This window comes from Hyphomonas sp., from assembly GCF_046313735.1.
Lineage (GTDB): Bacteria > Pseudomonadota > Alphaproteobacteria > Caulobacterales > Hyphomonadaceae > Hyphomonas.
Window position 1 is genome coordinate 211,454 of the sequence record NZ_JBKBXW010000001.1, and the last position, 22,851, is coordinate 234,304.

Below are 22,851 nucleotides of genomic sequence, written 5' to 3' on the forward strand. Positions count from 1 at the left end.
TGCCGTGGACGCGGGCGTTCAAACGGGCTAAGCGCCCGCCTTTCAAGTGAGTGATGCTATGGCCGAGAAGGACCCGAAGGAAAAGAAAAAGAGCGTCGGGCCTCTGACGTTCCTCCGCCAGGTACGCGCGGAAGGCAACAAGGTGACCTGGACTTCGCGCCAGGAAACGATCCAGGCGACGATCTTCGTGATCATCATGTCCATCGTGATCGCAATCTTCCTTTTCCTGACTGATACGGTCATAAGCATGTTCGTCAATTTCGTCCGGGGCGGCTGATGCCGGCCCCGGCGCAGGCAGTCTTTCCGGAGCGCGCTGGCCCTATGTCTGAAGCCAAGTGGTATATCGTCCACGCCTATTCCAACTTCGAGAAGAAGGTGGCGGCCACGATTCGTGAACAGGCCGAACGCAAGGGCCTGATGGAACTGATCGAGGAGATCGAGGTTCCGACCGAAGAGGTCGTCGAGGTTGCTCGCGGCAAGAAGAAGACGGTCGAGAAGCGCTTCTTCCCCGGCTATGTGCTGATGAAGGCCCGCCTGACCGACGACATCTACCACCTCGTCAAGGACACGCCGAAAGTCTCCGGCTTCCTCGGCGCCGAAGGCGGCAAGAAACCGCTGCCGGTGCGCCAGAAGGAAGTCGACCGGATCCTCGGCCGCTCGCAGGACGTGACCACCGAGCGCCAGCGCCCGAAGGTCAGCTTCGAGATCGGCGAGCAGGTGCAGGTCAATGACGGCCCGTTCCAGGGCTTCGAGGGCGCTGTCGAGGAAATCGACGAGGCCAATGGCCGCCTGAAGGTGACCGTGTCGATCTTCGGCCGGGGCACGCCGGTGGACCTGGAATTCGACCAGGTCGTGAAGGTCTGAGATTATTGCGCGCCGGGGCTGCCCGCAGGCAGTGGCCCGGCCGCTTGAAACCCCGGCCCGGCAGTTGTATGTCGCCGGAACGGATGCCGCCTTAGCTCAGTTGGTTAGAGCGCTAGATTGTGGATCTAGAGGTCCCCCGTTCAAACCGGGGAGGCGGTACCATTCTTCCGCAGCCGCGCTGGCGATGGGCAAGCCCGGTTGGCCTTCCGGCCGGGGATTTGGGCGCGGCCATGCCTCGATCCGCATGATGCAATTCCAGGGTGAGAACTTTGCGGCCAGGCGAGTCCGGCAGTTTCAGCCTGCTCTCCTGAAAACGGGGCCCTCCAGCCTGCGGTTCGGGGCTGCGTTGCGAATCGGGCTGGAGGAAGTTGACGCAAGGGTGCGATGCTGCGCCGATTCTCCCGCGAAACTGTTCCAGATCGGACCAATACAAGGAATTTTCATCAGATTGCGGGAACCTCCGGGCGCCCTGCGCATTGATACAACGGGATGCGCGGGGGCGGCCTGTTGCTGCGCGTCAACCTGAACTGATAACCTGTTGCAAAAGGGCCTCGCCATCCGGTTTTTTTTACGCCCCACGGACGAATTTGGCCGGATTTTGCTCGCGGGCAGCGGAAAAAGCGATTACACACCGGACTGTGCGGGCTTAACCGTATGAACCTGCGGCCGGTGGCAATCCCGTCACCCGGCACACAAAAGGGGATTGAGTATGAAGAGAACTCTGTTGTGCGCGACTGCCGCTGCTGCATTCGCAACTGCTGGCACAGCGGCACACGCCCAGGACGGGTGGTATACCCGGGCTGATGTGCAGTACAGCTTTGATGGTGTCGTCGATCATGACGCGACCGGTGATGCCGCCGGCAAGATGTCTGGCGACTCGGATGTTTCTGAGAACTGGGGCGGTGTGCTCGGTCTCGGTTTCGCAATGGAAAACGGCCTGCGCTTTGAAGCCGCCATTGGCCAGCGCAGCGGTTCCCTCGATGTGAGCCGCTCGGTGTCCGGCGCCCCCCCCGCGGGTGCCATCGTGCGCCCGTCGGGCTATGCCACCGTCACCGATGTCATGATCAATGGTATCTATGACTTCAACAAAGGCGGTTCGATCCAGCCCTATATCGGCCTTGGTATCGGTGGTGCCCGCATCGGCGCGAAGGCCGCCAACCGCGTGACGGGTACCCCGGGCAGCTACAGCGCCGTCAACGGGTTCAACGACAAGGACACCGGCATTGCCTATCAGGGTCTGCTCGGCGCTGGCTTCAAGATGTCCGAGCGCCTGACGCTCGACGTCGGCTACAAATACTTCCTGGCACCGGACCTGAACTTCGCGGGCAACCATGGCGGCATTTCCTATGATGCCGACTATACCGACCACACCGCCCTGATCGGTCTGCGCTTCGCATTCGGCGCGCCGCCGGCTCCGCCGCCGCCGCCCCCGCCGCCTCCTCCTCCGCCGCCCCCGCCGCCTCCGCCGCCCCCGCCGCCGCCTCCTCCGCCGCCCCCGCCGGTGACGGATACCGGCCCGGCACAGGTGCAGTGCTCGGAGCTGAGCCAGGAACTGACTGTCTACTTCGAGTGGGACAGCTCGGCCCTGAACAGCCAGGCGGCTGCCGTGATTGATGCGGCTGTTGCCAACATCAGCGCGGTCGCTGGTTGCTCACCGAGCTCGGTGACGGTTGTTGGTCACACCGACTCTTCGGGGAACGCAGCCTACAACCAGCGCCTGTCGGTCCGCCGCGCAGATGCGGTCGCCAACGCTCTGGTCGAGCGTGGCATTCCGGCGAACATCGTGACCCGCGATGGTAAGGGCCAGACCCAGCTCGCCGTTCAGACCCGCGACGGCGTGCGCGAGCCGCTGAACCGCCGCTCGGAAATCTCGATCATCGTCCGCTAATCCGGACGGCTGACGCCAATCAAGGAACGGCCCGGCTTCCTGCCGGGCCGTTTTTTGTTGCGCGGCAAGGGGGTGTCAGGCTTGCCGCGCGGGCATAGCTGTGAAACCAGAAAGACATGAACACGCTGACTGACTTATCCCGGGAGGACGCCGCTGCCCGCGAGCGCCTGACCGATGCCCTGCCGCAGATGATCGCAAGGACCCGGGACTGGTCCGTGCACAATACCGGCAGTTTCAATGTTGCCGGGCTGAAGGCGTTTGCCCCGAAGCTGGCGGATGCCTTCGCCGAGCTTGACGCGGCTGTGCGCCTCGAAGCCGGGCCGGCTTTCGAGACAGTCGGCGCGAATGGCCAGGTCTCCGAGATGGAAACCGGGCCAATCATCCGCGCTGAGGCGCGCCCCTCCGCGCCGGTCCAGATCATCCTGTCCGGCCATTACGACACGGTGTTCCCGCCCGGCCAGTTCGAGACCATCCGCGATCTTGGCGATGGCCGCATCAACGGCCCCGGCATGGCCGACATGAAGGGCGGGTTGTGCGTCATGCTCGAAGCGCTGAAAGCCTTCGAGGCCGGGCCGATGAAGGACCGGATCGGCTACAGGATCGTGATGACGCCGGATGAGGAAATCGGCAATTTCGCCAGCAACGGCGCGCTGACAGAGGCGGCCCGCTCCGGTGCCCTGATCGGCATGACCTATGAGCCGGGGATGGAGACGGGGGCGATGTCCGGCGGGCGTAAGGGTTCGGCGGTGTATGACATCGTGCTGCATGGACGCGCCGCCCATGCCGGCCGGGCGAAGGAAGAGGGCCGCAGCGCGCTGCTCGCGGCGGCCGAACTCGTGATGGGCCTCGAAGGCCTGAACGGCCAGCGGGACGGGGTGACCTTCAATGCCGGGGCGATCGAAGGCGGCGCGCCGGTGAACATCGTGCCAGACCTGGCCGTCGTGCGCTTCGGCGCGCGCGCGCCGGATGCCGAGGCCGCCGCCTGGGCCGACACCGAAGTCCGCCGCCTGTTTGCGCGCGCCACGGCGCATGACGGCATCCACGGCCATCTGCATGGCGGGTTCTATCGCCCACCGAAGCCGCGCAACGGCGCGCAGCAGGCCCTGTTCGACGCCGTGCACGCAACCGGGCGCGCCATCGGTCTGGATCTTGAGTTCGTGGACACGGGCGGTGTCTGTGAGGGCAACAACATCTTTGCTGCCGGCGTGCCGAATGTGGATACGCTCGGCGTGCGCGGCGGGCGCATTCATTCAAATGAGGAATTCGTCATTACAGAGAGCTTTACCGAGCGTGCGCTGCTCTCTGCCCTCATCCTCAACCGGCTGGCGGACGGGCGGCTCAATGCGCGCGCGATCAAGGATCTGATGGGTCGCTGACATGCCGGCAAGCTATGTCATGCGTCCGGCCCGGCCGGAAGATTTCCCCGCGCTGATGGCGCTCGCTGAATTGTCCGGGCCCGGATTCACCAGCCTGCCGGTGGATGAAGCCATCCTGAAAATGCGGCTCGAGCAGTCAGAGCGCGCATTCCATGGGCGCCAGCGAAACCTTCAGTACGGAAAGTATCTGATGATGATGGACCATGTGCCCGACGGGCGCGTGGCGGGCTGCTCGGCGGTGAAGGCGGGCACGGGGATCGACCAGCCCTTTTTCAATTACCGCATCATCACCCTGGCCCAGGCGAGCCATGCGGCGGGCAATCTGCGCTTCGACATGGACGCGCTGGTGCTGACGAATGAATATGTGGGGTATACGGAGGTTGGCACCCTGTTCCTGCGCCCGGAACATCGCGGCGGGGGGGCAGGGCGGCTTGCGGCGCAGTCGCGCTACCTGCTGATGGCGGCCGCGCCGGAGCGTTTCAGTGACAAGGTGCTGGCGGAGCTGCGTGGCGTGGTGGATGATGAGGGCATCTCGCCCTTCTGGGAGTGCCTCGGCCGGCATTTCTTCCGCATGGATTTTGCCGAAGCCGACCGGCTGTCGGCGATCAGCGACAATCAGTTCATCATGGACCTGATGCCGCGCTATCCGATCTATGTGGACCTGTTGCCGCCCGAGGCGCGCGAAGTGATCGGGCGCTGCCATGCGGAAGGCGTGGGCGCCTACAAGCTGCTGCAATGGGAAGGCTTCGAGTTTGACCGCACCGTCGACATTTTCGACGGCGGCCCGCTGGTCGCGGTCCAGCGCCGCCACATCCGCACGATCCGCGAGAGCCGGATCGTCACGGTGGAGACCGGTGATTCTGAGGGCGATGCGGGGGCGCGGTTCGGTCTTCTGTCCACGAACAGAATGCCCGATTTCAGGGTGTGCACCGGCAAGTTTCTCGCCAGCGGCGAAGACAGGATAGTAGCGGGTGCAGATTATCTGGACGCCCTGAAACTGAAGCCCGGCAGCCAGGCCCGGGTCTGGATGCGGGGGGCGTGATGAAGGCAGGCGTTTATATTGACGGCACCTGGCGCGAGGGGCGGGGCGACGTGTTCGCCAAGACCTGCCCCGCGCGCGGCGAGGTGAGCTGGCAGGGCCGCGCCGCGTCTGGTGCAGACGTGACCGAGGCAGTCGCCTCGGCCCGCCGCGCGCTTCACAGCTGGGCCCGCCGTCCGCTCACGGAGCGTATTGGCATCCTGACGCAGTATGCGGAGGAACTTGGGCAGCGGAAGGCAGAGATCGCCCGCGCGATCAGCCGCGATATGGGCAAGGCGCTCTGGGACTCGGAGGGCGAGGCGGCCACGATGGTGGCGAAGATCGCCGTGTCAATCGCCGCCCTGAAGGAGCGCGCGGGAGAGCGGACGGAAACACAGCCCTTCGGCGCCGCTGCCCTGACCCACCGGCCGCATGGCGTGATGGCGGTGTTCGGGCCTTACAATTTTCCGGGCCATCTGCCGAATGGCCATATCGTTCCGGCGCTGCTGGCGGGCAATACCTGCGTTTTCAAGCCTTCGGAACTGGCGCCCTCGGTCGCTGCGCTGATGGCAGAGGCGTCCGAGGCCGCGGGCCTGCCGCCAGGCTGTGTAAACATCGTACACGGAGGACGCGAAACCGGCGGCGCGCTGATCGATGAGCCCATCAATGGCCTCCTGTTCACAGGCTCTGCGGCGACAGGCGTCTTTTTTCACAGGCATTTCGCCGGGCGCCCCGATGTGATCCTCGCACTGGAAATGGGCGGCAACAATCCGCTGATCATCTGGGAACCGGCGGATGTGGACGCCGCCGCCGACATCGCGGCTCAATCTGCCTTTCTCACCACGGGCCAGCGCTGCTCCTGCGCGCGGCGGCTGATCCTGCCGGAGGGGGCTTTCGGCGACCGGGTTCTGGAGGCCGTGACGGCGCGCGCGCAGGGTATCCGGATCGGGGCCTGGGACGAGCCGGAGATCTTCATGGGGCCGCTGGTGTCTGAAAGGGCTGCTCAGCAGGCGGAAGAGTTTCAGGCGATGCTGGTCTCGAAGGGCGGGCGAGCGATCCTGCCGCTGCAACGGATGGCGCGCGGTGGCGGGTTCGTCAGCCCCGGGATCATCGATGTGACTGGCGCCGCAGATGTGCCGGATGAGGAATTGTTCGGGCCGCTCCTGCAGGTTTACCGTGCAAGGGATTTTTCCGCCGCGCTGGAGCGGGCGAATGCCACGCGCTATGGGCTCTCTGCCGGGCTCGTCTGTGATGATGAGGCGGCTTGGGAAGAAGCGCGGCTGGAAATCCGCGCGGGCATCCTCAATCGTAACCGCCCGACCGCCGGGGCGAGCGGGGCGATGCCGTTTGGCGGGCCGGGCTTCTCGGGTAATTTCCGTCCGGGGGCGTACTATGCGGCAGATTACTGTGCCTGGCCGCAGGCGAGCCAGACGGCGCCCGCCGCACAGCGCCTGAAGGCGCCGGGCTTTCCGGTCTAGGGAGGGAACGCAATGGATAACACAGCGCAGATCGACTACTGGAACGGCCCGGCCGGCGAGAAATGGGTGCGCGATGCAGACCGGCTCGACCGGATGCTCGGGCCGTTCGCTGAGGCGATCATCGAGACGGTGAAACTTTCCGCCGGCCAGCGCGTGACCGATATCGGCTGCGGCGCCGGCGCGCTGTCGCTGGGCATCGAGGCGGGGACCGTGAATGTCGATGTGACGGGCGTTGATGTGTCCGAGCCTTTGGTCGCGCTGGCGCGGCGCCGGGCAGAGGCAGCCGGCGCGCGGGCGAAATTCGTGGTGGCGGATGCCTCTTCCTGGGTGCCCGAAGCGCCGGCGGATGCGGTCGTCTCGCGCTTCGGGGTGATGTTCTTTGCAGAGCCGGTAGCGGCTTTTGCGAATATCCGTGCCGGGACGAAACCGGGCGGGCAGCTGAGCTTCGCGTGCTGGCGCCCGCTGGCGGATAATCCATGGGCGCTGACACCGCTGATGACAGCCTTGCCGCTTCTGAAGGAGCCGCCTGCGCCGCCGGAGCCCGGCGCGCCGGGGCCGTTCGCGTTCGGTGAGGAGGCACGCATCCGTGAAATCCTGGGTGCATCCGGCTGGAGCGAGATCACGATAAAGGCCTGGGACGGCGACATGCGCCTGCCGGGCGCTGATCCGGCAGAGACGGCAGGGTTCCTGATGGAGATCGGGCCGCTCGCGCGCCTCATCAAGGAGCAGGCGCTGGACGAGGCGCCGATCCGCGCAGCCCTTCAGGCAGAGGTTCGCAAACATGCGGGTACGGATGGACGTACACGGATGAAGGCGGCCGCCTGGATCGTCGGGGCGCGGGCATGAGCTTTGCGGCGGAAGTCAATTTCGATGGGCTGATCGGGCCAAGCCATAATTATGGCGGGCTGTCCGATGGCAATCTTGCGAGCGCGAAGAATGCCGGGGATGTCTCCAACCCGCGCGAGGCCGCGCGGCAGGGGCTGGAGAAGATGCGGCTCCTGGTGCGCGCGGGCCTCGTGCAGGGCGTGCTGCCGCCGCTGCCGCGCCCGAATTTCGACCTGCTCGTACAGGCGGGCTTTGGCGGCAGCGACCGGGATATCCTGGCCGCCGCCGCGCGCGAGGCGCCGCAGCTTCTGAAAGTGGCCTATTCGGCGAGCGCGATGTGGACGGCGAATGCAGCCACCGTCTCGCCTTCGGCAGACACAGCCGATGGCCGGCTGCACCTGACGCCGGCGAACCTGTCGACCATGCTGCACCGCAGCCTCGAACATCCGGACACGACGGCGACGCTGGTGTCTGTGTTCTCCGGCGACGAACATTTCGCTGTGCACAGCGCGCTGCCGATGCATTCCGATTTTGCCGATGAGGGCGCGGCCAATCATGTGCGGCTTTGCGCGGAGCATGGCGCGCGGGGCGTCGAACTCTTCGTTTACGGACGGGAGGCGGGCGAGAGCACGGCCGGCTTCCCGGCGCGCCAGACGCGGCTTGCGTCCGAGGCGGTTGCCCGCGCGCATGGGCTGGAGGCAAGCCGCTCCGTGTTCGCGCGCCAGTCGCGCCGCGCCATCGAGGCCGGGGCATTCCATAATGATGTGGTCTGTGTCGGCGCGCGGGATACGCTGTTCTTCCATGAGGCGGCATTTGAAGACACCGCCGGGGCGCTGGAGGCGCTGAAGCGGGCCTCGAGCGGCCTGTTCGAGCTGAAGCCCGTGATGGTGCCGGAGGCGGACGTGCCGCTCGGCGATGCGATCCGGTCTTATCTCTTCAACTCGCAGCTTCTTCAGTTCCCGGATGAAGACCGGCTGGTGCTGGTCGCGCCGATTGAGGCGCAGGAAACAGCGTCGACGCGCCGCTTCTGTGAGGGGATGGTTGCCGGCAACGGGCCGATTGGGCGGGTCGAGTTCGTGGATGTGCGCCAGTCGATGCGCAATGGCGGCGGGCCGGCCTGCCTGCGGCTGCGGGTCGTGATGACAGAGACAGAGCTGGGCGCGTGCCATCAGGGCGTGCTGATGGACGAGGAAACGATTGATGCCCTGCAGGCGGTGGTCGCGCGCACTTACAGGGACCGGCTGAGCCCGGCGGATCTGGCTGATCCGGCCTTTGCCGATGAGTGCCGCATCGCGCGGGAGGAACTGCTCCGTGTGCTGGAACTGGAGGAGCTTGCATGATCCGCCTCTATGATTACTGGCGGTCTTCGGCGGCCTACCGTGTACGGATCGCGCTGAACCTCAAGGGCGCGGACTATGACCTTGTGCCCGTCAACATCCTTCCGGGAGCGGATGAACAGACTGGCGATGCCTACCGGCGCATAAATCCGCAGATGCGGGTGCCGGCCATCGAGGTGGACGGGCGGCTGGGCATCCAGTCCATGGCGATCCTTGAATGGATCGACGAGGCATTGCCCGGCCCGCGCCTGTTGCCGGAGGATCCGTGGGAGCGGCTGCGCGTGCGCGCTTTTGCCGATGTCATCGCCTGCGACATCCACCCGCTGAACAATCTCAGCCCGCTGGCCTATCTGCGCCAGCAGTTCAGCGCGGACGAGGCGGCGATTGCGCGCTGGTATGGGGAGTGGATCACGCGCGGCTTCACCGCGCTGGAGGCGATGGTGGCAGGGCCGCGCGCCGGGGATTTCCTGTTCGGCGATGCGCCGGGGCTCGCGGAGATCGCGCTCGTGCCGCAGATGGCGAATGCGCGCCGGTTCAAGGTGGCGCTGGAGGCGTTTCCCACGCTTGTGGCGGTCGACGCCGTCTGCGCCGAGATCGACGCGTTCAGGCGCGCGGCGCCAGAGAACCAGCCCGCGGCGGGCTGATCCGTGCGCCGACCCGCCTCCTAATCGGTCTGGCCGGGGCGGCGGATTTCGACCACTTCGATGTCTTCAAAGTCGCCCAGCGGCGGGGCGAGTTTCGGGGCGCTGTCTTCCAGCCAGTCTTTGAAGCCGCCGAGCACTGGGCCCTCGAGCGGGTCTTCGCCGGCGATGACCCAGCTGCCGCTCTCGCGGCGGATGTCGATGGTCTCGGCGCAGGCTTCGCTGGGCTTGAACCGGTCGGAGCAGACGGCGCCCGCATGGACCCCTGCGCCGAAGGCTTCCGTCTGGCCGTTCAGCAGCAGCACGCCGCCGAAGCGCGCGCGCAGCATCGGGTCTGAATTGATGACGGGCACAAGGCTGGCGGGCAGGGGTTCGCTGGTGGCGATGATGAAGGCGCGGCCCTGGTTTGCGCGCTCGACATAATGGGTCAGCGCGGCGGCGGCGTCGTCTGCGAAGTCAGCGCGGCGCAGGCGCGGAGCATAGACGGGGCCGGCGGCGGCGAGGGCCTCGGCATAGTCTTCCGGCTGGCGGCGGGTCTGGGAAGCCAGGAGCAGGACATCCGTCGCCCAGCCATCCTGCCAGACAGGCGGGGGCGGGGCCGCAGGCTTCACATGCCAGCTGGCCGTATCAGCATAGTCATAGGGCGGAAGGTTTTCCGGCTCTTCCTCTTCATGGGAGTTGATGTGCCAGAGCGTGATTGCGGCGGCGATGGCCAGCAATCCGATCGCTGCCCCCGCCAGAAAGACCTTGTTCATCGTCACCTCGACTTATGAACGGACCGCTGTGCGCAGGCCCGAATACCCCGGTTGATCGACAGACAATTGCGCAATTGTGGTCGATTTCAGGTGGGTCAACAGCCCCGGGGTCGCAAGGTCAAGGCGTCCGGCCTGAATTTCTGTGCAAAGTTGACGATTGAGCAATTCAGGGTCGCTTTTCGCGCTGCCGAGCAGGGCCTGCAGGCGTGAAATCTCTGCTGCTTCGGCCTCCGGGCGAATCTCCAGCTCGCGCAGGACAGTGGCAAGCGCATTGGAGGCGACGCGGGCATGGAAGGCGGCATGGCCGGTCAGTTGCGGGGCGGCGGTCTGATCGATGAAGGCCTTGACCGCTTCGATCAGCTCCTTGGCGGAGGGGGCGTCATGCATGGCGGGCCAGTCCCTCGAACAGGTTGATGAGGTCGATCTCGGTCTCCGAGACGCGGCGGCCGATGGCGGCGCGCTCGACGCTGCGGTCAGCGCCGGTCTTGAAGGCGGAATACATGATCATGCACATCACGCCCCATTTCAGGCTGCCGAGGATTTCCCACCAGTCGATATCGGCGGGCCGGAAAGCAGGACCGCCGGCAGCGGAATAGGCGGCGAGCAGGTCTTCGAGCTGGCCGAAGCCGCCGGCGCGGTTCTCGCTCTGCCCGAAGCGCCAGGAATTGGTGCAGAGCCATGCGATGTCCTCGCGCGGGTCGCCAATATGGGCGAGTTCCCAGTCGAGCACGGCGGCAAGGCCGGAGGCGTCGACGATCAGGTTGCCGAGGCGGAAGTCGCCATGCACCAGAACAGGGTCTGCGGGTTCCGGCTCGTTGGCTTTCAGCCAGGCGAAGGCGAGTTCGAAGACCGGGCGGGGCAGGCCGAAGCCGCGATAGATGGCTTCATACTTGTCGATCTGGTCGCGGCCCATGCTGCGCGGCAGCTCCGGCAGGCCGGTCAGCGGCACGGCGTGGATGCCGGCAAGCGCAGCGCCGCAATCAGCGGCAAGGCGCGCGCGGGCCGCCTCGAATTCTGCGTCGCGCAGGATCTTCCGGCCGATGGTTTCGCCGTCCACGCGGTTCATGATGAAGGCTTCGCCGAGCGCGCTGCCGGGCGGGGAGACATGGCGCACGCCGGGCACGGGCACGCCGGAGGCGGCGGTGGCGTTCAGGAGCGCGGCTTCGGTGGCCAGCGTGATCGCTTCGGAGCTGCGCGCGGCAGCGGCGCCGCCGGGCGCGCGGCGCAGGATCAGCGGATCGGTGCGCCCGCCGGAGGCCACTTCGAAGGCCCAGGTTTCCTGGCTGGCACCGCCGGAGAGGCGCCGGAGGTTTACGACCCCGGCGTCTGCGCCGTACTGTGCTGCGGTCCAGCCGGCGAGGGCCTTTTCTATTTCTGTTGCGGTTCCCATCTTTGCCACAATCGCGCGGAAGAACCGGCCCGCCAAGCGGTAACGCTGAGGAAGCCTGAAGCGGCGGCAGGTGAGGACTGATGACTGAGAATGAAAAGCCGGATTTCGGCCTGATTGAAGTGAAGAAGCCAGCCAAGCCCGGGCTCCTGTCCTGGCTCAGGGCGCGGTTCGTCGCGGGGATGTTCCTCGCGCTGCCGATTGTCGTGACGTTCATGCTGCTCAACTGGCTGATCGGCGAGATCGACAAGCGCGTCGTGCCGCTGCTGCCGCCGGCGCTGCAGCCGCAGACCTATCTTGATTATGCGGTGCCGGGCTTCGGCCTGATCGTGCTGTTCATCTTCCTGACGATGCTGGGCGCGGTGACGACGAATTTCCTTGGCCGCTATTTCGTCAGCCTGAGTGACCGGATCATCCTGGGCATCCCGGTCGTGCGGTCGGTGTATTCGGCGTTCAAGCAGATCACCGATGTGTTCCAGACCAACACCGCCGGCCAGTTCGATGAAGTGGTGATGGTGCAGTATCCCCGGCAAGGCACCTGGGCGGTGGGCTTTGTCTCGGGCTCGGCCAAGGGCGTGATCCGGGCGGGGCTGGGCGAGAATTTCCTCGGCGTATTCGTGCCGACGACGCCGAACCCGACCTCGGGCTTCCTGCTCTATGTGCCGGAGGATCAGGTCAGACGCCTCGACATGACGATCGAGGAAGGCGTGAAGGTGATCCTGTCGGCGGGCCTTGTGGTGCCGGAGGTGAATGCCGCGGCGGCGCCGAAGCCGGCGGAAGAGCTGCCGGAGTCGTAGCGTTTCAGGAGGCCGTTTCGCTGCCGGCGGCAATCCTTGGCGTCAGCAGTTCGCGCGCGATGCGCAGCGCCTGCCAGCGCGCGCCGGTGCGTTCCGGGTCCGCGCTGAGGAGGGCTTCGGCATCCTTGCGCGCGATGGGCAGGAGCGGCGCGTGTTTCGACAGGTCGATGACGCGGTAATCCGTCATCCCCGCCTGCCTCACGCCCAGCACGTCGCCCGCTCCCCGCAGGCGGAAATCGGCCTCGGCAATCTCGAACCCATCCTCTGTGCGGCGCAGCGTGTCGAGGCGTTCGCGGGCCATCTCGCCCAGCGGCGGGCGGTAGAGCAGCAGGCAGAAGGCCGGCTGGTCGCCGCGCCCGACCCGGCCGCGCAGCTGGTGCAGCTGGGCAAGACCGAAGCCCTCGGCGCGCTCGATTACCATGATGGTGGCTTCGGGCACATCGACGCCGACTTCGATGACGGTTGTGGCCACGATAATGCGCGTGCGCCCGGTGCGGAAGTCTTCGAGAGCGGCATCTTTCTCGGAGGGTTTCATCCTGCCATGGACGAGGCCGACAGATGTGCGCAGCTCATCTTCCAAAGCGGCATGGCGGGCGACAGCGGAGGAATCATCTTCCTCCACATCCACCCTCGGGCAGACCCAGAAGGCACGCTCGCCGCGCGCGACGGCGCGGCCGACGGCTTCGATGACATCCTCAAGGCGAGTGTCCGGCACGGCGCGGGTCTCCACCGGTTTGCGCCCCGGGGGCTTCTCGTCGAGGATGGAGACGTCGAGATCGCCGTGCACGGCCTGGGCAAGCGTGCGGGGAATGGGCGTCGCGCTCATCACCAGCATGTGCGGGCTGGCGGCCTTGCCGGCGAGCTTCATCCGGTCGGAGACGCCGAACCGGTGCTGCTCGTCCACGATAATCAGGCCAAGATTGCGGAAGGTGACCGCCTCCTGGAACAGCGCGTGCGTGCCAGCGACGATCTGGATTGTGCCATCTGCGAGGCCCATCAGCGTGGCCTCGCGCGCGGCGCCCTTGTCGCGTCCGGAAAGCGCAGCGACGGTGTAGCCGAGCGGAGAGAGGAGCGCGGCGAGCGTGTCGTATTGCTGGCGGGCGAGCACTTCGGTCGGCGCCATGAAGGCGGACTGGTAACCGGCAGCTGCTGCTTCGACAGCGGCGAAGGCGGCGACCAGCGTCTTGCCGGAGCCGACATCGCCCTGCAGCAGGCGCCGCATCGGATAGCCCCGCGCCATGTCGGAGCTGATGTCCGCGCCGGCGCGCAGCTGAGCGCCGGTCGGCCGGTAAGGCAGCACATCGGTCAGCCGGTTCACCGCGCTCGGCGGCGCCTTGATGACCGGGGCAGACCGGGCGCGCCGGGCAGCCTGGGCGAGGGCGAAGGCGGATTCGCGGGCGAGGGCCTCGTCATAGGCAAGGCGCTCGCGGGCGAGGGTGAAGCGGGCCTCGTCATAGGCGGGTGGGTCGTGCAGCCACTGAAGCGCCTCGCGGAAAGGCGGCCATCCACGCTCGCGCACGAGGTGCGGGTCGGCCCATTCGGTGAGGCCCTCGGGCACGCGGGCGAGGGCCTGCACGGCGAGGGTATGGACGCGCCTGTTGGTGAGCCCGGCGGTCAGCGGATAAATCGGCTCGACCGCAGGCGGCGTCTCGCCTTTCGAAGGGTCGAGGATGAAATCGGGATGGGTGATCTGCCGCTCGCCCCGGTATTCATCGACGCGGCCCGACACGATGCGCATTGCCCCGACCGGGAATTGTGATTTCAGCCAGCGCGGATCGGCGCGGAAGAACGCAAGCGTCAGGAAGCCGGTCTCGTCCACCAGCTGGATCCGGTGGGGCGCCTTGTCATTATAGGGCGCGACATAGGCATGCACCTCGCCCTGAACGGTGACGACTTCGCCGGGCTGGGTCGCCTCGAAATTCGGGCGCACGCGCCGGTCGAGCCAGCGGTCCGGCAGGTGGAGCAGCAGGTCCCAGACCGTGTTGCCGCCGGCGAGCTTCTGCAGCAGGGGCGCGAGCTTGGGGCCAACGCCGGTGAGCGCGTCCAGGCCTTCAAACAGCGGATAGAGTCGCTCGTCTCGCATCGCGGCGAGTGTAGGCGCGCGCGGGCGGGCGAACAATCTGCGCCGGTCCGATTGCCTCGCGGCGCGGCTGCGCCTAGTTGGAGCGGGCGCGCCTGCCTCCCTCCATCAAGGGGGCGGGCCGGAGACGATTCTGCATAGACCTGCACTTGAATGAGGGGCCTGATGGACGAGAACCGGCGCAGCAAGCTGAAATTCCGCGCCTGGCGGCGGGGCTTCCGGGAGCTGGACCTCTTGATGGGCAGCTTTGCCGATGAGGCTCTGGCAGGCATGGACGAGACGGGCCTCGATGAGTTCGAGCGGCTGCTGGCCCTGCCGGACTGGGACGTTTTCGCCTGGATCACTGAGCAGGCGCCGGTGCCGGAAGCCCATCGCGGCCCGGTGCTCGACCAGCTGATCGCCTTCCGCTACGCCGCGCGCGGCGGCTGACCCGGCCCGCCAGCCGATCCCCCCGGAACCGAGAGGCAAGATGACCCCCGCTGATGTGCTTTCATCCTTGAGCGGCCCGGCGGCCTTTGCCGGCGCGCCTTTCGGGGCCGACCTGATCGTGTTCTGCGAGGCGCTGCAGAAGCGCGGCGGGATCGGCGTCTATGTCGCGCGCGATGACCGGCAGGCGCAGGCCGCGCGGCGGATGGCGCTGTTCGCGGCGCCGCGCCTCGAACAGGTGGACCTGCCGGGCTGGGATGTGCTGCCCTATGACCGCATCAGCCCGACGCCGGCGGTGGCTGCGCGGCGCTGCGCCGGGCTCGCCCGCATCTCGCGCTATGACAAGGCGCAGGGGCCGCTGCTGGTCGTCACCACAGCCGGCTCGCTCGTCCAGCGCGCGGCCCCGCGCGAGACGTTGCGCAAGGCGTCGCTTTCCGTGCGCGCCGGGCAGACGGTGAAAGCCGATGACCTGACCGAATACCTCGCCTTCAACGGCTATGTCCGCTCCGGCACCGTGCGCGAGCAGGGCGAGTATGCGGTGCGCGGCGGCATCATCGACATCTTCCCGCCGACGGCGGGGGAACCTTTCCGGCTCGATTTCTTCGGCGATGTGCTGGAGACGATCCGGACCTTCGATACCGAGACCCAGCGTTCCACCGGCAAGGCCGAGGGCATCACCTTCGCGCCGGTCAGCGAGATCCTGTTCAATGACAAGGTGCTCGTCGGCTTCCGCGACCGGTATCTCGACACGTTCGGGCCGCCTTCGGGCGACCAGATGTATGAGGCGGCACGCGCCTCCATCCGGCGGCAGGGGGTGGAGACCTGGCTGCCGCTGTTCCATGCCGGGCTCGACACGCTGTTCGACTATATCGGCGAGGGCGCCCTGATCGCGCTCGGCCACCTGGCGAGCGAAGCGGCGCATGAGCGCCTGACGCAGGCCGCCGACTATCATGCCGCGCGCCTCGATGCGGGCGGGGGCGATATCCGCAAGGCGCGCGTGCTGCCGCCGGGGCGGCTGTACCTGGAACTGGACGAGCTTGATAATTTGCTGGCGACGAACGCCGTGGTGCGCTTCTCGCCATCCGAGCCCGGGCCGAACGCGTTCGATATGGGCGGGCGGCGCGGGCGGGACTTCGCGCCCGAACGTCTGAGAACGGACGAAAACATCTTCGAGACGGTCGTGGCTCATGCCCGCGCGCTCTATGCCGGCGGCAAGCCGGTGGTGTTTGCCGCCTGGTCGACGGGATCGGCGGATCGGCTGATCAATGTGCTGAGCGATCATGGCCTCTCGGCGCTGGCGCAGGTGCATTCACTCGAGGCCGCAAAGAAGACCGATTTCACCGTCGCCGAAGTGCCGATCGAGGAAGGCTTCAGCCTGCCCGGCATCGCGATGATCTCCGAAGCCGATGTGCTGGGCGACCGGCTGGCTGCGCCGCGCCGCAAGCGCAAGACGGCGAGCTTCATCACCGACGCCACCTCGCTGACGCCGGGCGACCTCGTCGTGCATGTCGATCATGGCGTCGGCAAATATGTGGGCCTCAAGACGCTGGAGGTGACCGGCGCGCCGCATGACTGCCTGCAGCTGGAATATGCCGGCGGGGACATGATCTTCCTGCCCGTCGAGAATATCGACCTCATCAGCCGCTATGGATCGGAGGATGCCGAGGGGCAGCTCGACCGTCTCGGCGGCACGGGCTGGCAGACGCGCAAGGCGAAAGCCAAGAAACGCATCCTCGAAATGGCCGCCGAGCTGATGCAGATTGCCGCCGCACGGGAGCTGAGACGCGCCGACGCCGTGAATGCCGGGCAGGGGCTCTATGAGGAATTTGCCGCGCGCTTCCCCTATGAGGAAACCGATGACCAGCTTTCGGCCATCGAGGATGTGCTGGGCGATCTCGCCTCCGGCAAGCCGATGGACCGGCTCGTCTGCGGCGATGTGGGCTTCGGCAAGACCGAAGTGGCGCTGCGCGCCGCCTTCGTCGCGGCGATGAGCGGCAAGCAGGTGGCCGTGATCGCGCCGACGACGCTGCTCGCGCGCCAGCATTTCAAGACCTTCGAGGAACGCTTCGCCGGTTGGCCTCTGAAAGTGCGCCAGCTCTCCCGGCTCGTCAGCGCGCGCGAGGCGGCGGAGACGCGCGATGGGGCCGCCGAAGGCACGATTGATGTGGTCGTCGGCACCCATGCGCTGCTGGCCAAGGGCATCGAGTTCAAGCGCCTCGGGCTGATGATCGTCGATGAGGAGCAGCGCTTTGGTGTGAAGCACAAGGAGCGGCTGAAGGAACTGAAAGCGGACGTGCATGTCCTGACGCTGTCGGCGACGCCGATCCCGCGGACGCTGCAGATGGCGCTGACGGGCATTCGTGATCTCTCGATCATCGCGACGCCGCCGGTGGACCGCTTGTCGGTGCGCACCTACATCACCGAAGAAGACACAGTCACGCTGCGCGAGGCGCTGCTGCGCGAAAAATATCGCGGCGGGCAGGCTTTCTTTGTGGCGCCGCGCATCCAGGATCTCGACCGGCTGGAGGATTTCCTGCGCACCCATGTGCCGGAAGTCTCGTTCATTGTCGCACACGGACAAATGGGCGCGGGCGAGCTGGAAGACATCATGACCGCCTTCTATGAGGGCAAGTATGATGTGCTGCTCTCGACGACGATTGTGGAGAGCGGGCTCGATATTCCGCGCGCCAACACGTTGATCATCCACCGCGCGGATATGTTCGGCCTTGCCCAGCTTTACCAGCTGCGCGGGCGGGTTGGCCGGTCCAAACTTCGTGCGTATGCGTACTTTACGACGCCGCGCGACAAGGTGATCACGGAAGGGGCGGAGAAGCGGCTGAAAGTGCTGCAATCGCTGGACTCGCTCGGCGCGGGCTTCCAGCTGGCGAGCCATGATCTCGACATGCGCGGCGCGGGCAATCTGCTCGGCGACCAGCAATCGGGCCATGTGAAGGAGGTGGGCGTCGAACTCTACCAGTCGATGCTGGAAGATGCCGTCAAGGCGCTGCAGGCCGGCGCGCGGGACGACAGCGAAGTGGCGGATGACTGGTCGCCGCAGATCAATCTCGGTGTCGCGGTGCTGATCCCGGAGGATTATGTCGAGGATCTGAATGTGCGCCTGTCGCTTTACCGGCGGCTTTCGGACATCGTGACCCCGCCGGAGCGCGAAGCCTTTGCCGCCGAACTCATCGACCGGTTCGGGCCATTGCCGGAGCCGACGCGGCAGCTGCTCGACATCACGGCCATCAAGGTGTCGTGCAAGGCGCTGGGCATTTCAAAGCTCGATGCCGGGGAGAAGGGCGCGGTGTTCGCCTTCCGGCCGGATACGGTGATGGACCCGCAGAAAATCATGGAGATCGTCCGGACACGGCCGAGCCAGCTGCGCCTTCGCCCGGATTCGAAACTCGTCCATTCCGGCCTCGGCGGCGCGCCGGAGCGGCGCCTTGCCGGGGCGAAGGCGTTCCTGCGGGAGCTGGAAGCAGCGTGCGGCATCGTCTCGCCGGCCTCGACCGATGCGGTGGCCGCGATGCCCTCGCGCAAGGAGCGGGCGCCGGAAGACAAATGGGCTAAGCCGATGGCGAGCGGGTTCCTCAGCGAGGATTGATCCGTGTACGGTTTGCATCTGCGATAGCCTCAGCCTGAGAGAAATCGAAGGAGGAGGCGGGCATGGAGCTGTTTGGCCATCCTTCGACTTCGCTCAGGATGAGCGTTGTGATCAGGATGAGCGTTGTGCACAGGACGAGTGTTGCGACTGAGTCGCGGACTTCTATGCAGCAATCCGGGTTCGGACGAAGGGGCCGATGAGGCTTGCCGAGAGCAATGTGTGGGCGGTGTGGTAGCTGCGCCGTTCGGTGACGCGCCAGCTGAAGCCGGGGGCGTCGCCCGTGCGGGTGAGACCGTCGCCGATGCGTTCGGCAAGGCGCACGCCGCCGCGATAGGGCGTGGCGGGCAGGGAGACGGCGAACACGCCGGGCTGGATCAGGGCGGCGCAATCGGTCTCGCGGATGTGGCGGGCGATAACCTCGCCCATCAGCTTCTGAGCGGGGCGCGAGCGGGCGTCGGCCACATCAAGGCGAAGGGTGAGCACGGATAAAGGCTCGGCCTGCGCGGCGGCGACCTGCATCTGGCGCGGCAGGTGTGCCTCAAAGAAGCTCCGGTTGAACAGGCCGGAGACGATGTCCGACGTGACGAGCGCGAGCCCCGGTTTCGGCATCATTGGTGCACCGGCATCGAGGCGGCGGCATTCGGCGGCGACGGCGTCGGCAAGGCCGGCCTCGTCTTCCTCCGCTTCGAGGATGGCGCTCGCCTGGCCGAGCAGGGCGGCATGGGGCGCGCTGATGCCGGGGCCCGGCGTGCCGGTGAGGATCAGCGGCAGGCCGCGCAGGCCTTCTTCCCCGGTGACCCAGGCGGCGAGCCGGGCGGCATCGGCCTCTGAGGCGTCGATGCCGGCGAGGGCGGCAGTGAAGCGGCGCCCGGCCATGTGCTGGCGGGCAGTCTGGTGGCTGAGGGCGGCAGTCAGCTGGACGCCGCGCGCCTGCAGCGCTTTCTGGAGCGACAGGAAGCGGGCCGACCAGTCGCCCAGATAGAGAAGGTGCAGGGCGTGCGCGGCGGGGTTTTCCGGCTCGGCGCCGAGGTCTTGCGCGGTGTCCTGCCGGATACGGGCTTCGCGCTGGCGGGCGAGGCGGCGGGCCTCGGCAGCGAGGCGGGCGCGCAGGCCGGGGATGTCCTCATCGCGGGGCAGGCAGATCGCGCCGGCCGGGCAGGGCTGGAAGCCGCCGGGGGCGTGCAGGAATACAAGCTGGCGATAACCGGCGGGCACCTCGCGCAGCGCAGCCAGGCTCGTATAGGCGGGCGGGGCGCTCGCAAGATCAACGAGCAGCGTGTCCGGCGCGTCGAGTTCCGGCGTGGCAGAAGCAGAGAACGGGCGCAGCCCCGACAGGCGCAGCTTCGACAGAATCATCTCGAGCCGGGGTGACGCGGCGGCCACTTCCACAGGCGGATCGAGGAAGGATAAGTCCATCATGACGGGCTGGCTCGGCTGGGCCGGGAGCGACGTCGCGGCACCCCTTCCCTTTACCCCGGCCACCCTTAAGGTTCCGCTAATCGGACCATTTCCAGCAGGACACAAAGGAGAGACAGCATGGCTCAGGGGCCGCTCTCAGGCATCAGGATTGTGGAATTCGCAGGCATCGGGCCGGGCCCGTTCTGCGGGATGCTGCTGTCGGACATGGGCGCTGATGTGGTGCGAATCGACCGGCCGGGCGATGGCCGTCCGGGCCGGGCCTCGGATGTGGTGGGCCGGGGGCGGCGCTCCATCGGGCTGAACCTCAAGGACCCCGCCGATGTCGAAGTGGCGCTGAAGCTGCTGGAGAAGGCCGATGGGCTGATCGAGGGCTTCCGCCCCGGCGTGATGGAGCGCAACGGGCTCGGGCCCGATGTGGTGCTCGCGCGCAATCCGAAGCTCGTCTATGGGCGGATGACCGGCTGGGGCCAGACCGGGGCGCTGTCGCAGGCGGCCGGCCATGACCTCAACTATATCGCCATCACCGGCGCGCTGCACGCGATGGGCGACGGCGATGGCCGCCCGCGCCCGCCGCTGAACCTGGTCGGCGATTATGGCGGGGGCGCGCTCTACCTGGCGATGGGCCTCTTGGCCGCGATCATCAACGTCAAGAATGGCGGCAAGGGTCAGGTGATCGATGTCGCGATGTCGGACGGCGCTGCCTCGCTGACGGCGATGTTCTGGGGTATGCGCGCGATGGGCATCTGGACCGATGAGCGCGAGGCGAACCTGCTAGATGGCGGGGCGCATTTCTACGACACCTATGAGACGAAGGACGGTAAATGGGTCTCCATCGGCTCCATCGAGCCGCAATTCTACGCCATCCTGCGCGAGAAAGCGGGCCTCACCGATCCGGCCTTCGATGCCCAGATGGACAAGTCCAAATGGCCGGAGCTGAAGGCGAAGCTGATGGCGGTCATCAAGACGAAGACCCAGGCCGAATGGAACGCCATCATGGAAGGCACCGACATCTGCTATGCGCCGGTGCTGTCGATGGCGGACGCGCCGTCCTACAAGCACAATGCGGACCGGGGGACCTTTGTTGAGCTTGAAGGCGTGGTGCAGCCCGCGCCGGCGCCGCGCTTCTCGGCAACGCCGTCTGCCATCCAGAGCCGCCCGCCGGGCCTCGGCGAGCATACCGATGCCATCCTCAGGGACTGGGGCGTCTCGCGCGGATGAGCGCGCTGCCCGGCACAACGGGGCGGCGGCGCATCTATCTGATGCGCCACGGCTTTGTGGACTATACCTCCGAAGCCGTGCGCAAGGCGCGTGACCCGAAGGTGGCAATCCTGACCGAGCGGGGCGAGGCCGAGGCGCGCGCGGCCGGGCAGGCGCTGGCGGCGGTGCATTTTGATCTCGCGCTCTGCTCCGGCCTGCTGCGGACGCGCCAGACGGCGGAGCTGGTGCTGGCCGAGCATCCGTACGCGCCGGCGCTGGAGGAAGACGCCCGGTTCGGGGAGCTGCGCTCGGGCAGCTATATGGACTTCCATTCGGCCGAGCACCTTGCCGCCGTGATGACCTTCACCTTCGAGCAGGCGGGCGAGGAGGGCGCGGAATTCCTGCCCGGCGGGGAGCGATTCGCCGATGCGCTGGTGCGCATCCGGGAGGGGCTGGCGGCGCTGCTGGCCCGGCCGAACTGGGCCTGCGCGCTGGTGGTGGCGCATGAGGTGGTCAACCGGATGCTGCTGGCCGATGTGATCGGTGCGCCGCTGGGGGCGAGCGCGGGGTTCGAGCAGGATACCGGCTGTATCAATATCCTCGATTTCGACCTTGTGCCCGCCGAGAGCGGCGAGGGCACGCGGGTGGAGCGCGGGGTGATCAAGGCGGTCAACATGACGCCGCCCAACTACCTGAAAAACGGGATGAATCTGCGCAGCCTGGAGGCGATCTTCACGCGGCCCTCGGGGGGGTGAACGCGGGTTCGTGGCTGAACGCCACACAACGCCTCTGGGGCGCCATCGTTCAGACTCAATCCCGTATTAACCAGAAGTGTCAGCGCAGCGCCGATCCGGCATCCTGCCAGGGCAAAGCACTGACGTCCTTCTTGCTTACCTTGGCCGGCCCGATGGGCCGGCCATTTTCATCTGGGGGCTTCCAGCGCCAATTGCCGGACAGGGCCTCGCCCTTCCAGTTTTGCGTCAGATGTAGCGAGCGGAGACATAGCAGGCCGCAAGCGTGGGTTAGTGTGGAACATGCAGTCGCGAGCTGCATGTCTCCGCCGCCGGGGCTTGAGGCCCCCGCCCGCCAGTGCATACCCTGCACGGGCGACAGGGAGATAATATCATGGGTTTGGGGGTGTAGGATTGTTTTCCTGAATTTTCCTGCGATGTGGTGTGGTTGCGGGGGGTAGTTGCGTGGAGTGTGGGGGATAAGGGTGGCGTGGAGCCCCCTCCGTCTCGCGCCTCCGGCGCGATCCACCTCCCCCGCTTCGCAGGGGAGGATGGCGGCTTCGCCAGATGCAACGCAATCCTCCCCCGCCTGCGGGGGAGGTGCCCGAAGGGCGGAGGGGGAGCGGACGTCGGCTACCTGCAAATCCTGCCGTTTCGTGCTTGCCATGGGGGCTGGGCTGCGTTAACAGGCGCGCTTTCCCGCGATCCTGATGATGCGCGGGGCTCACCAGATTCCGGAAGAGTGCCATGGCAGTCCCAAAGAGTAAGAAATCGAAGTCGCGCACCCGTATGCGCCGCGCGCACGACCGTCTGCCGATGAACACCTACATCGAAGACACCGAGTCGGGCGAGCTTCGCCGTCCGCACCATATCGACCTGAAGACCGGCGTGTATCGCGGCCGCCAGGTGCTCGAGCCGAGCGACGAAATCTAGTCTGTTCCCGGTTGCGCGCCTGCGCGCAGCGGCCTAAGGCTTCCGGCGCCTCCTGCAACCCGCAGGGGGCGCTTTGCATTTGTCCGCCACACGCC

Annotated in this window: 20 protein-coding genes and 1 tRNA gene; 16 read left to right on the plus strand and 5 right to left on the minus strand. The window is 66.7% G+C overall.

What is annotated here, in order from left to right; genetic code table 11:
* Positions 1–58: 58 nt before the first annotated feature.
* The 10 genes from secE (at position 59) to maiA (ending at position 9,430) form a co-directional block, all read left to right on the plus strand.
* Positions 59–277: a preprotein translocase subunit SecE gene (gene secE / locus ACK4SV_RS00975; RefSeq protein WP_409915911.1), complete on the plus strand. Its 219-nt coding sequence runs from the start codon at positions 59–61 to the stop codon at positions 275–277.
* A 44-nt stretch (positions 278–321) separates the two neighbouring features.
* Positions 322–864, plus strand: a complete 543-nt coding sequence (gene nusG, locus ACK4SV_RS00980; protein ID WP_409915912.1) for a transcription termination/antitermination protein NusG — start codon at positions 322–324, stop codon at positions 862–864.
* A gap of 85 nt (positions 865–949) precedes the next feature.
* A tRNA-His gene (locus ACK4SV_RS00985) sits at positions 950–1,026 on the plus strand.
* Positions 1,027–1,588: 562 nt separating this feature from the next.
* Positions 1,589–2,752 (plus strand): OmpA family protein, encoded by a 1,164-nt coding sequence (locus ACK4SV_RS00990; protein WP_409915913.1) that lies wholly within the window; start codon positions 1,589–1,591, stop codon positions 2,750–2,752.
* 116 nt (positions 2,753–2,868) lie between these two features.
* Entirely contained in the window at positions 2,869–4,128 is a 1,260-nt protein-coding gene (locus ACK4SV_RS00995) for a hydrolase (RefSeq protein WP_409915914.1), read from the plus strand.
* Between the two features lies 1 nt (position 4,129).
* Positions 4,130–5,170 (plus strand): arginine N-succinyltransferase, encoded by a 1,041-nt coding sequence (locus tag ACK4SV_RS01000; RefSeq protein WP_409915915.1) that lies wholly within the window; start codon positions 4,130–4,132, stop codon positions 5,168–5,170.
* Positions 5,170–6,624, plus strand: coding sequence for a succinylglutamate-semialdehyde dehydrogenase (astD, locus tag ACK4SV_RS01005; protein WP_409915916.1), 1,455 nt, complete (start codon positions 5,170–5,172; stop codon positions 6,622–6,624). Before ACK4SV_RS01000 ends, astD begins: the two co-directional genes overlap by 1 nt.
* A gap of 12 nt (positions 6,625–6,636) precedes the next feature.
* Complete coding sequence (locus tag ACK4SV_RS01010; RefSeq protein WP_409915917.1) at positions 6,637–7,470, plus strand: class I SAM-dependent methyltransferase; 834 nt, start codon at positions 6,637–6,639, stop codon at positions 7,468–7,470.
* A complete protein-coding gene (astB, locus tag ACK4SV_RS01015; RefSeq protein ID WP_409915918.1) occupies positions 7,467–8,789 on the plus strand; it encodes an N-succinylarginine dihydrolase in 1,323 nt (440 codons plus the stop codon). Before ACK4SV_RS01010 ends, astB begins: the two co-directional genes overlap by 4 nt.
* A complete protein-coding gene (gene maiA, locus ACK4SV_RS01020) occupies positions 8,786–9,430 on the plus strand; it encodes a maleylacetoacetate isomerase (RefSeq protein WP_409915919.1) in 645 nt (214 codons plus the stop codon). Before astB ends, maiA begins: the two co-directional genes overlap by 4 nt.
* A gap of 20 nt (positions 9,431–9,450) precedes the next feature.
* Here the strand turns inward: maiA and ACK4SV_RS01025 are convergent, their stop codons facing one another.
* The 3 genes from ACK4SV_RS01025 to ACK4SV_RS01035 are packed head-to-tail and all read right to left on the minus strand — an operon-like array spanning position 9,451 to position 11,572.
* Positions 9,451–10,182: a hypothetical protein gene (locus ACK4SV_RS01025; protein ID WP_409915920.1), complete on the minus strand. Its 732-nt coding sequence runs from the start codon at positions 10,180–10,182 to the stop codon at positions 9,451–9,453.
* A 12-nt stretch (positions 10,183–10,194) separates the two neighbouring features.
* The gene (locus tag ACK4SV_RS01030) at positions 10,195–10,569 is read right to left on the minus strand and encodes a DUF6285 domain-containing protein (RefSeq protein ID WP_409915921.1); all 375 of its coding nucleotides are present in this window, start codon (positions 10,567–10,569) and stop codon (positions 10,195–10,197) included.
* Positions 10,562–11,572, minus strand: a complete 1,011-nt coding sequence (locus tag ACK4SV_RS01035; protein WP_409915922.1) for a phosphotransferase family protein — start codon at positions 11,570–11,572, stop codon at positions 10,562–10,564. The genes ACK4SV_RS01030 and ACK4SV_RS01035 overlap by 8 nt, the downstream gene beginning before the upstream one ends.
* A gap of 80 nt (positions 11,573–11,652) precedes the next feature.
* Here ACK4SV_RS01035 and ACK4SV_RS01040 point away from each other — a divergent pair, with 80 nt between their 5' ends.
* A complete protein-coding gene (locus tag ACK4SV_RS01040; RefSeq protein ID WP_409915923.1) occupies positions 11,653–12,366 on the plus strand; it encodes a DUF502 domain-containing protein in 714 nt (237 codons plus the stop codon).
* Positions 12,367–12,370: 4 nt separating this feature from the next.
* Here ACK4SV_RS01040 and recG read toward each other — a convergent pair whose 3' ends face one another.
* Positions 12,371–14,449: an ATP-dependent DNA helicase RecG gene (gene recG / locus ACK4SV_RS01045; protein ID WP_409915940.1), complete on the minus strand. Its 2,079-nt coding sequence runs from the start codon at positions 14,447–14,449 to the stop codon at positions 12,371–12,373.
* 162 nt (positions 14,450–14,611) lie between these two features.
* Between recG and ACK4SV_RS01050 the strand changes: the two genes are divergently transcribed.
* Both ACK4SV_RS01050 and mfd read left to right on the plus strand, forming a co-directional pair.
* Positions 14,612–14,875, plus strand: coding sequence for a succinate dehydrogenase assembly factor 2 (locus tag ACK4SV_RS01050; RefSeq protein ID WP_409915924.1), 264 nt, complete (start codon positions 14,612–14,614; stop codon positions 14,873–14,875).
* Between the two features lie 40 nt (positions 14,876–14,915).
* Positions 14,916–18,476 carry a transcription-repair coupling factor gene (gene mfd / locus ACK4SV_RS01055; protein WP_409915925.1) on the plus strand — a complete coding sequence of 1,187 codons (3,561 nt, stop codon included), beginning with the start codon at positions 14,916–14,918 and terminating at the stop codon, positions 18,474–18,476.
* 162 nt (positions 18,477–18,638) lie between these two features.
* Here mfd and ACK4SV_RS01060 read toward each other — a convergent pair whose 3' ends face one another.
* Entirely contained in the window at positions 18,639–19,895 is a 1,257-nt protein-coding gene (locus ACK4SV_RS01060) for a hypothetical protein (protein WP_409915926.1), read from the minus strand.
* Between the two features lie 117 nt (positions 19,896–20,012).
* Here ACK4SV_RS01060 and ACK4SV_RS01065 point away from each other — a divergent pair, with 117 nt between their 5' ends.
* From ACK4SV_RS01065 to rpmF, 3 genes are all read left to right on the plus strand, one after another.
* Entirely contained in the window at positions 20,013–21,113 is a 1,101-nt protein-coding gene (locus tag ACK4SV_RS01065; RefSeq protein WP_409915927.1) for a CaiB/BaiF CoA transferase family protein, read from the plus strand.
* A complete protein-coding gene (locus ACK4SV_RS01070) occupies positions 21,110–21,847 on the plus strand; it encodes a histidine phosphatase family protein (RefSeq protein WP_409915928.1) in 738 nt (245 codons plus the stop codon). Before ACK4SV_RS01065 ends, ACK4SV_RS01070 begins: the two co-directional genes overlap by 4 nt.
* A gap of 723 nt (positions 21,848–22,570) precedes the next feature.
* Positions 22,571–22,756: a 50S ribosomal protein L32 gene (gene rpmF / locus ACK4SV_RS01075; RefSeq protein ID WP_409915929.1), complete on the plus strand. Its 186-nt coding sequence runs from the start codon at positions 22,571–22,573 to the stop codon at positions 22,754–22,756.
* The last annotated feature ends 95 nt before the right edge of the window (positions 22,757–22,851 follow it).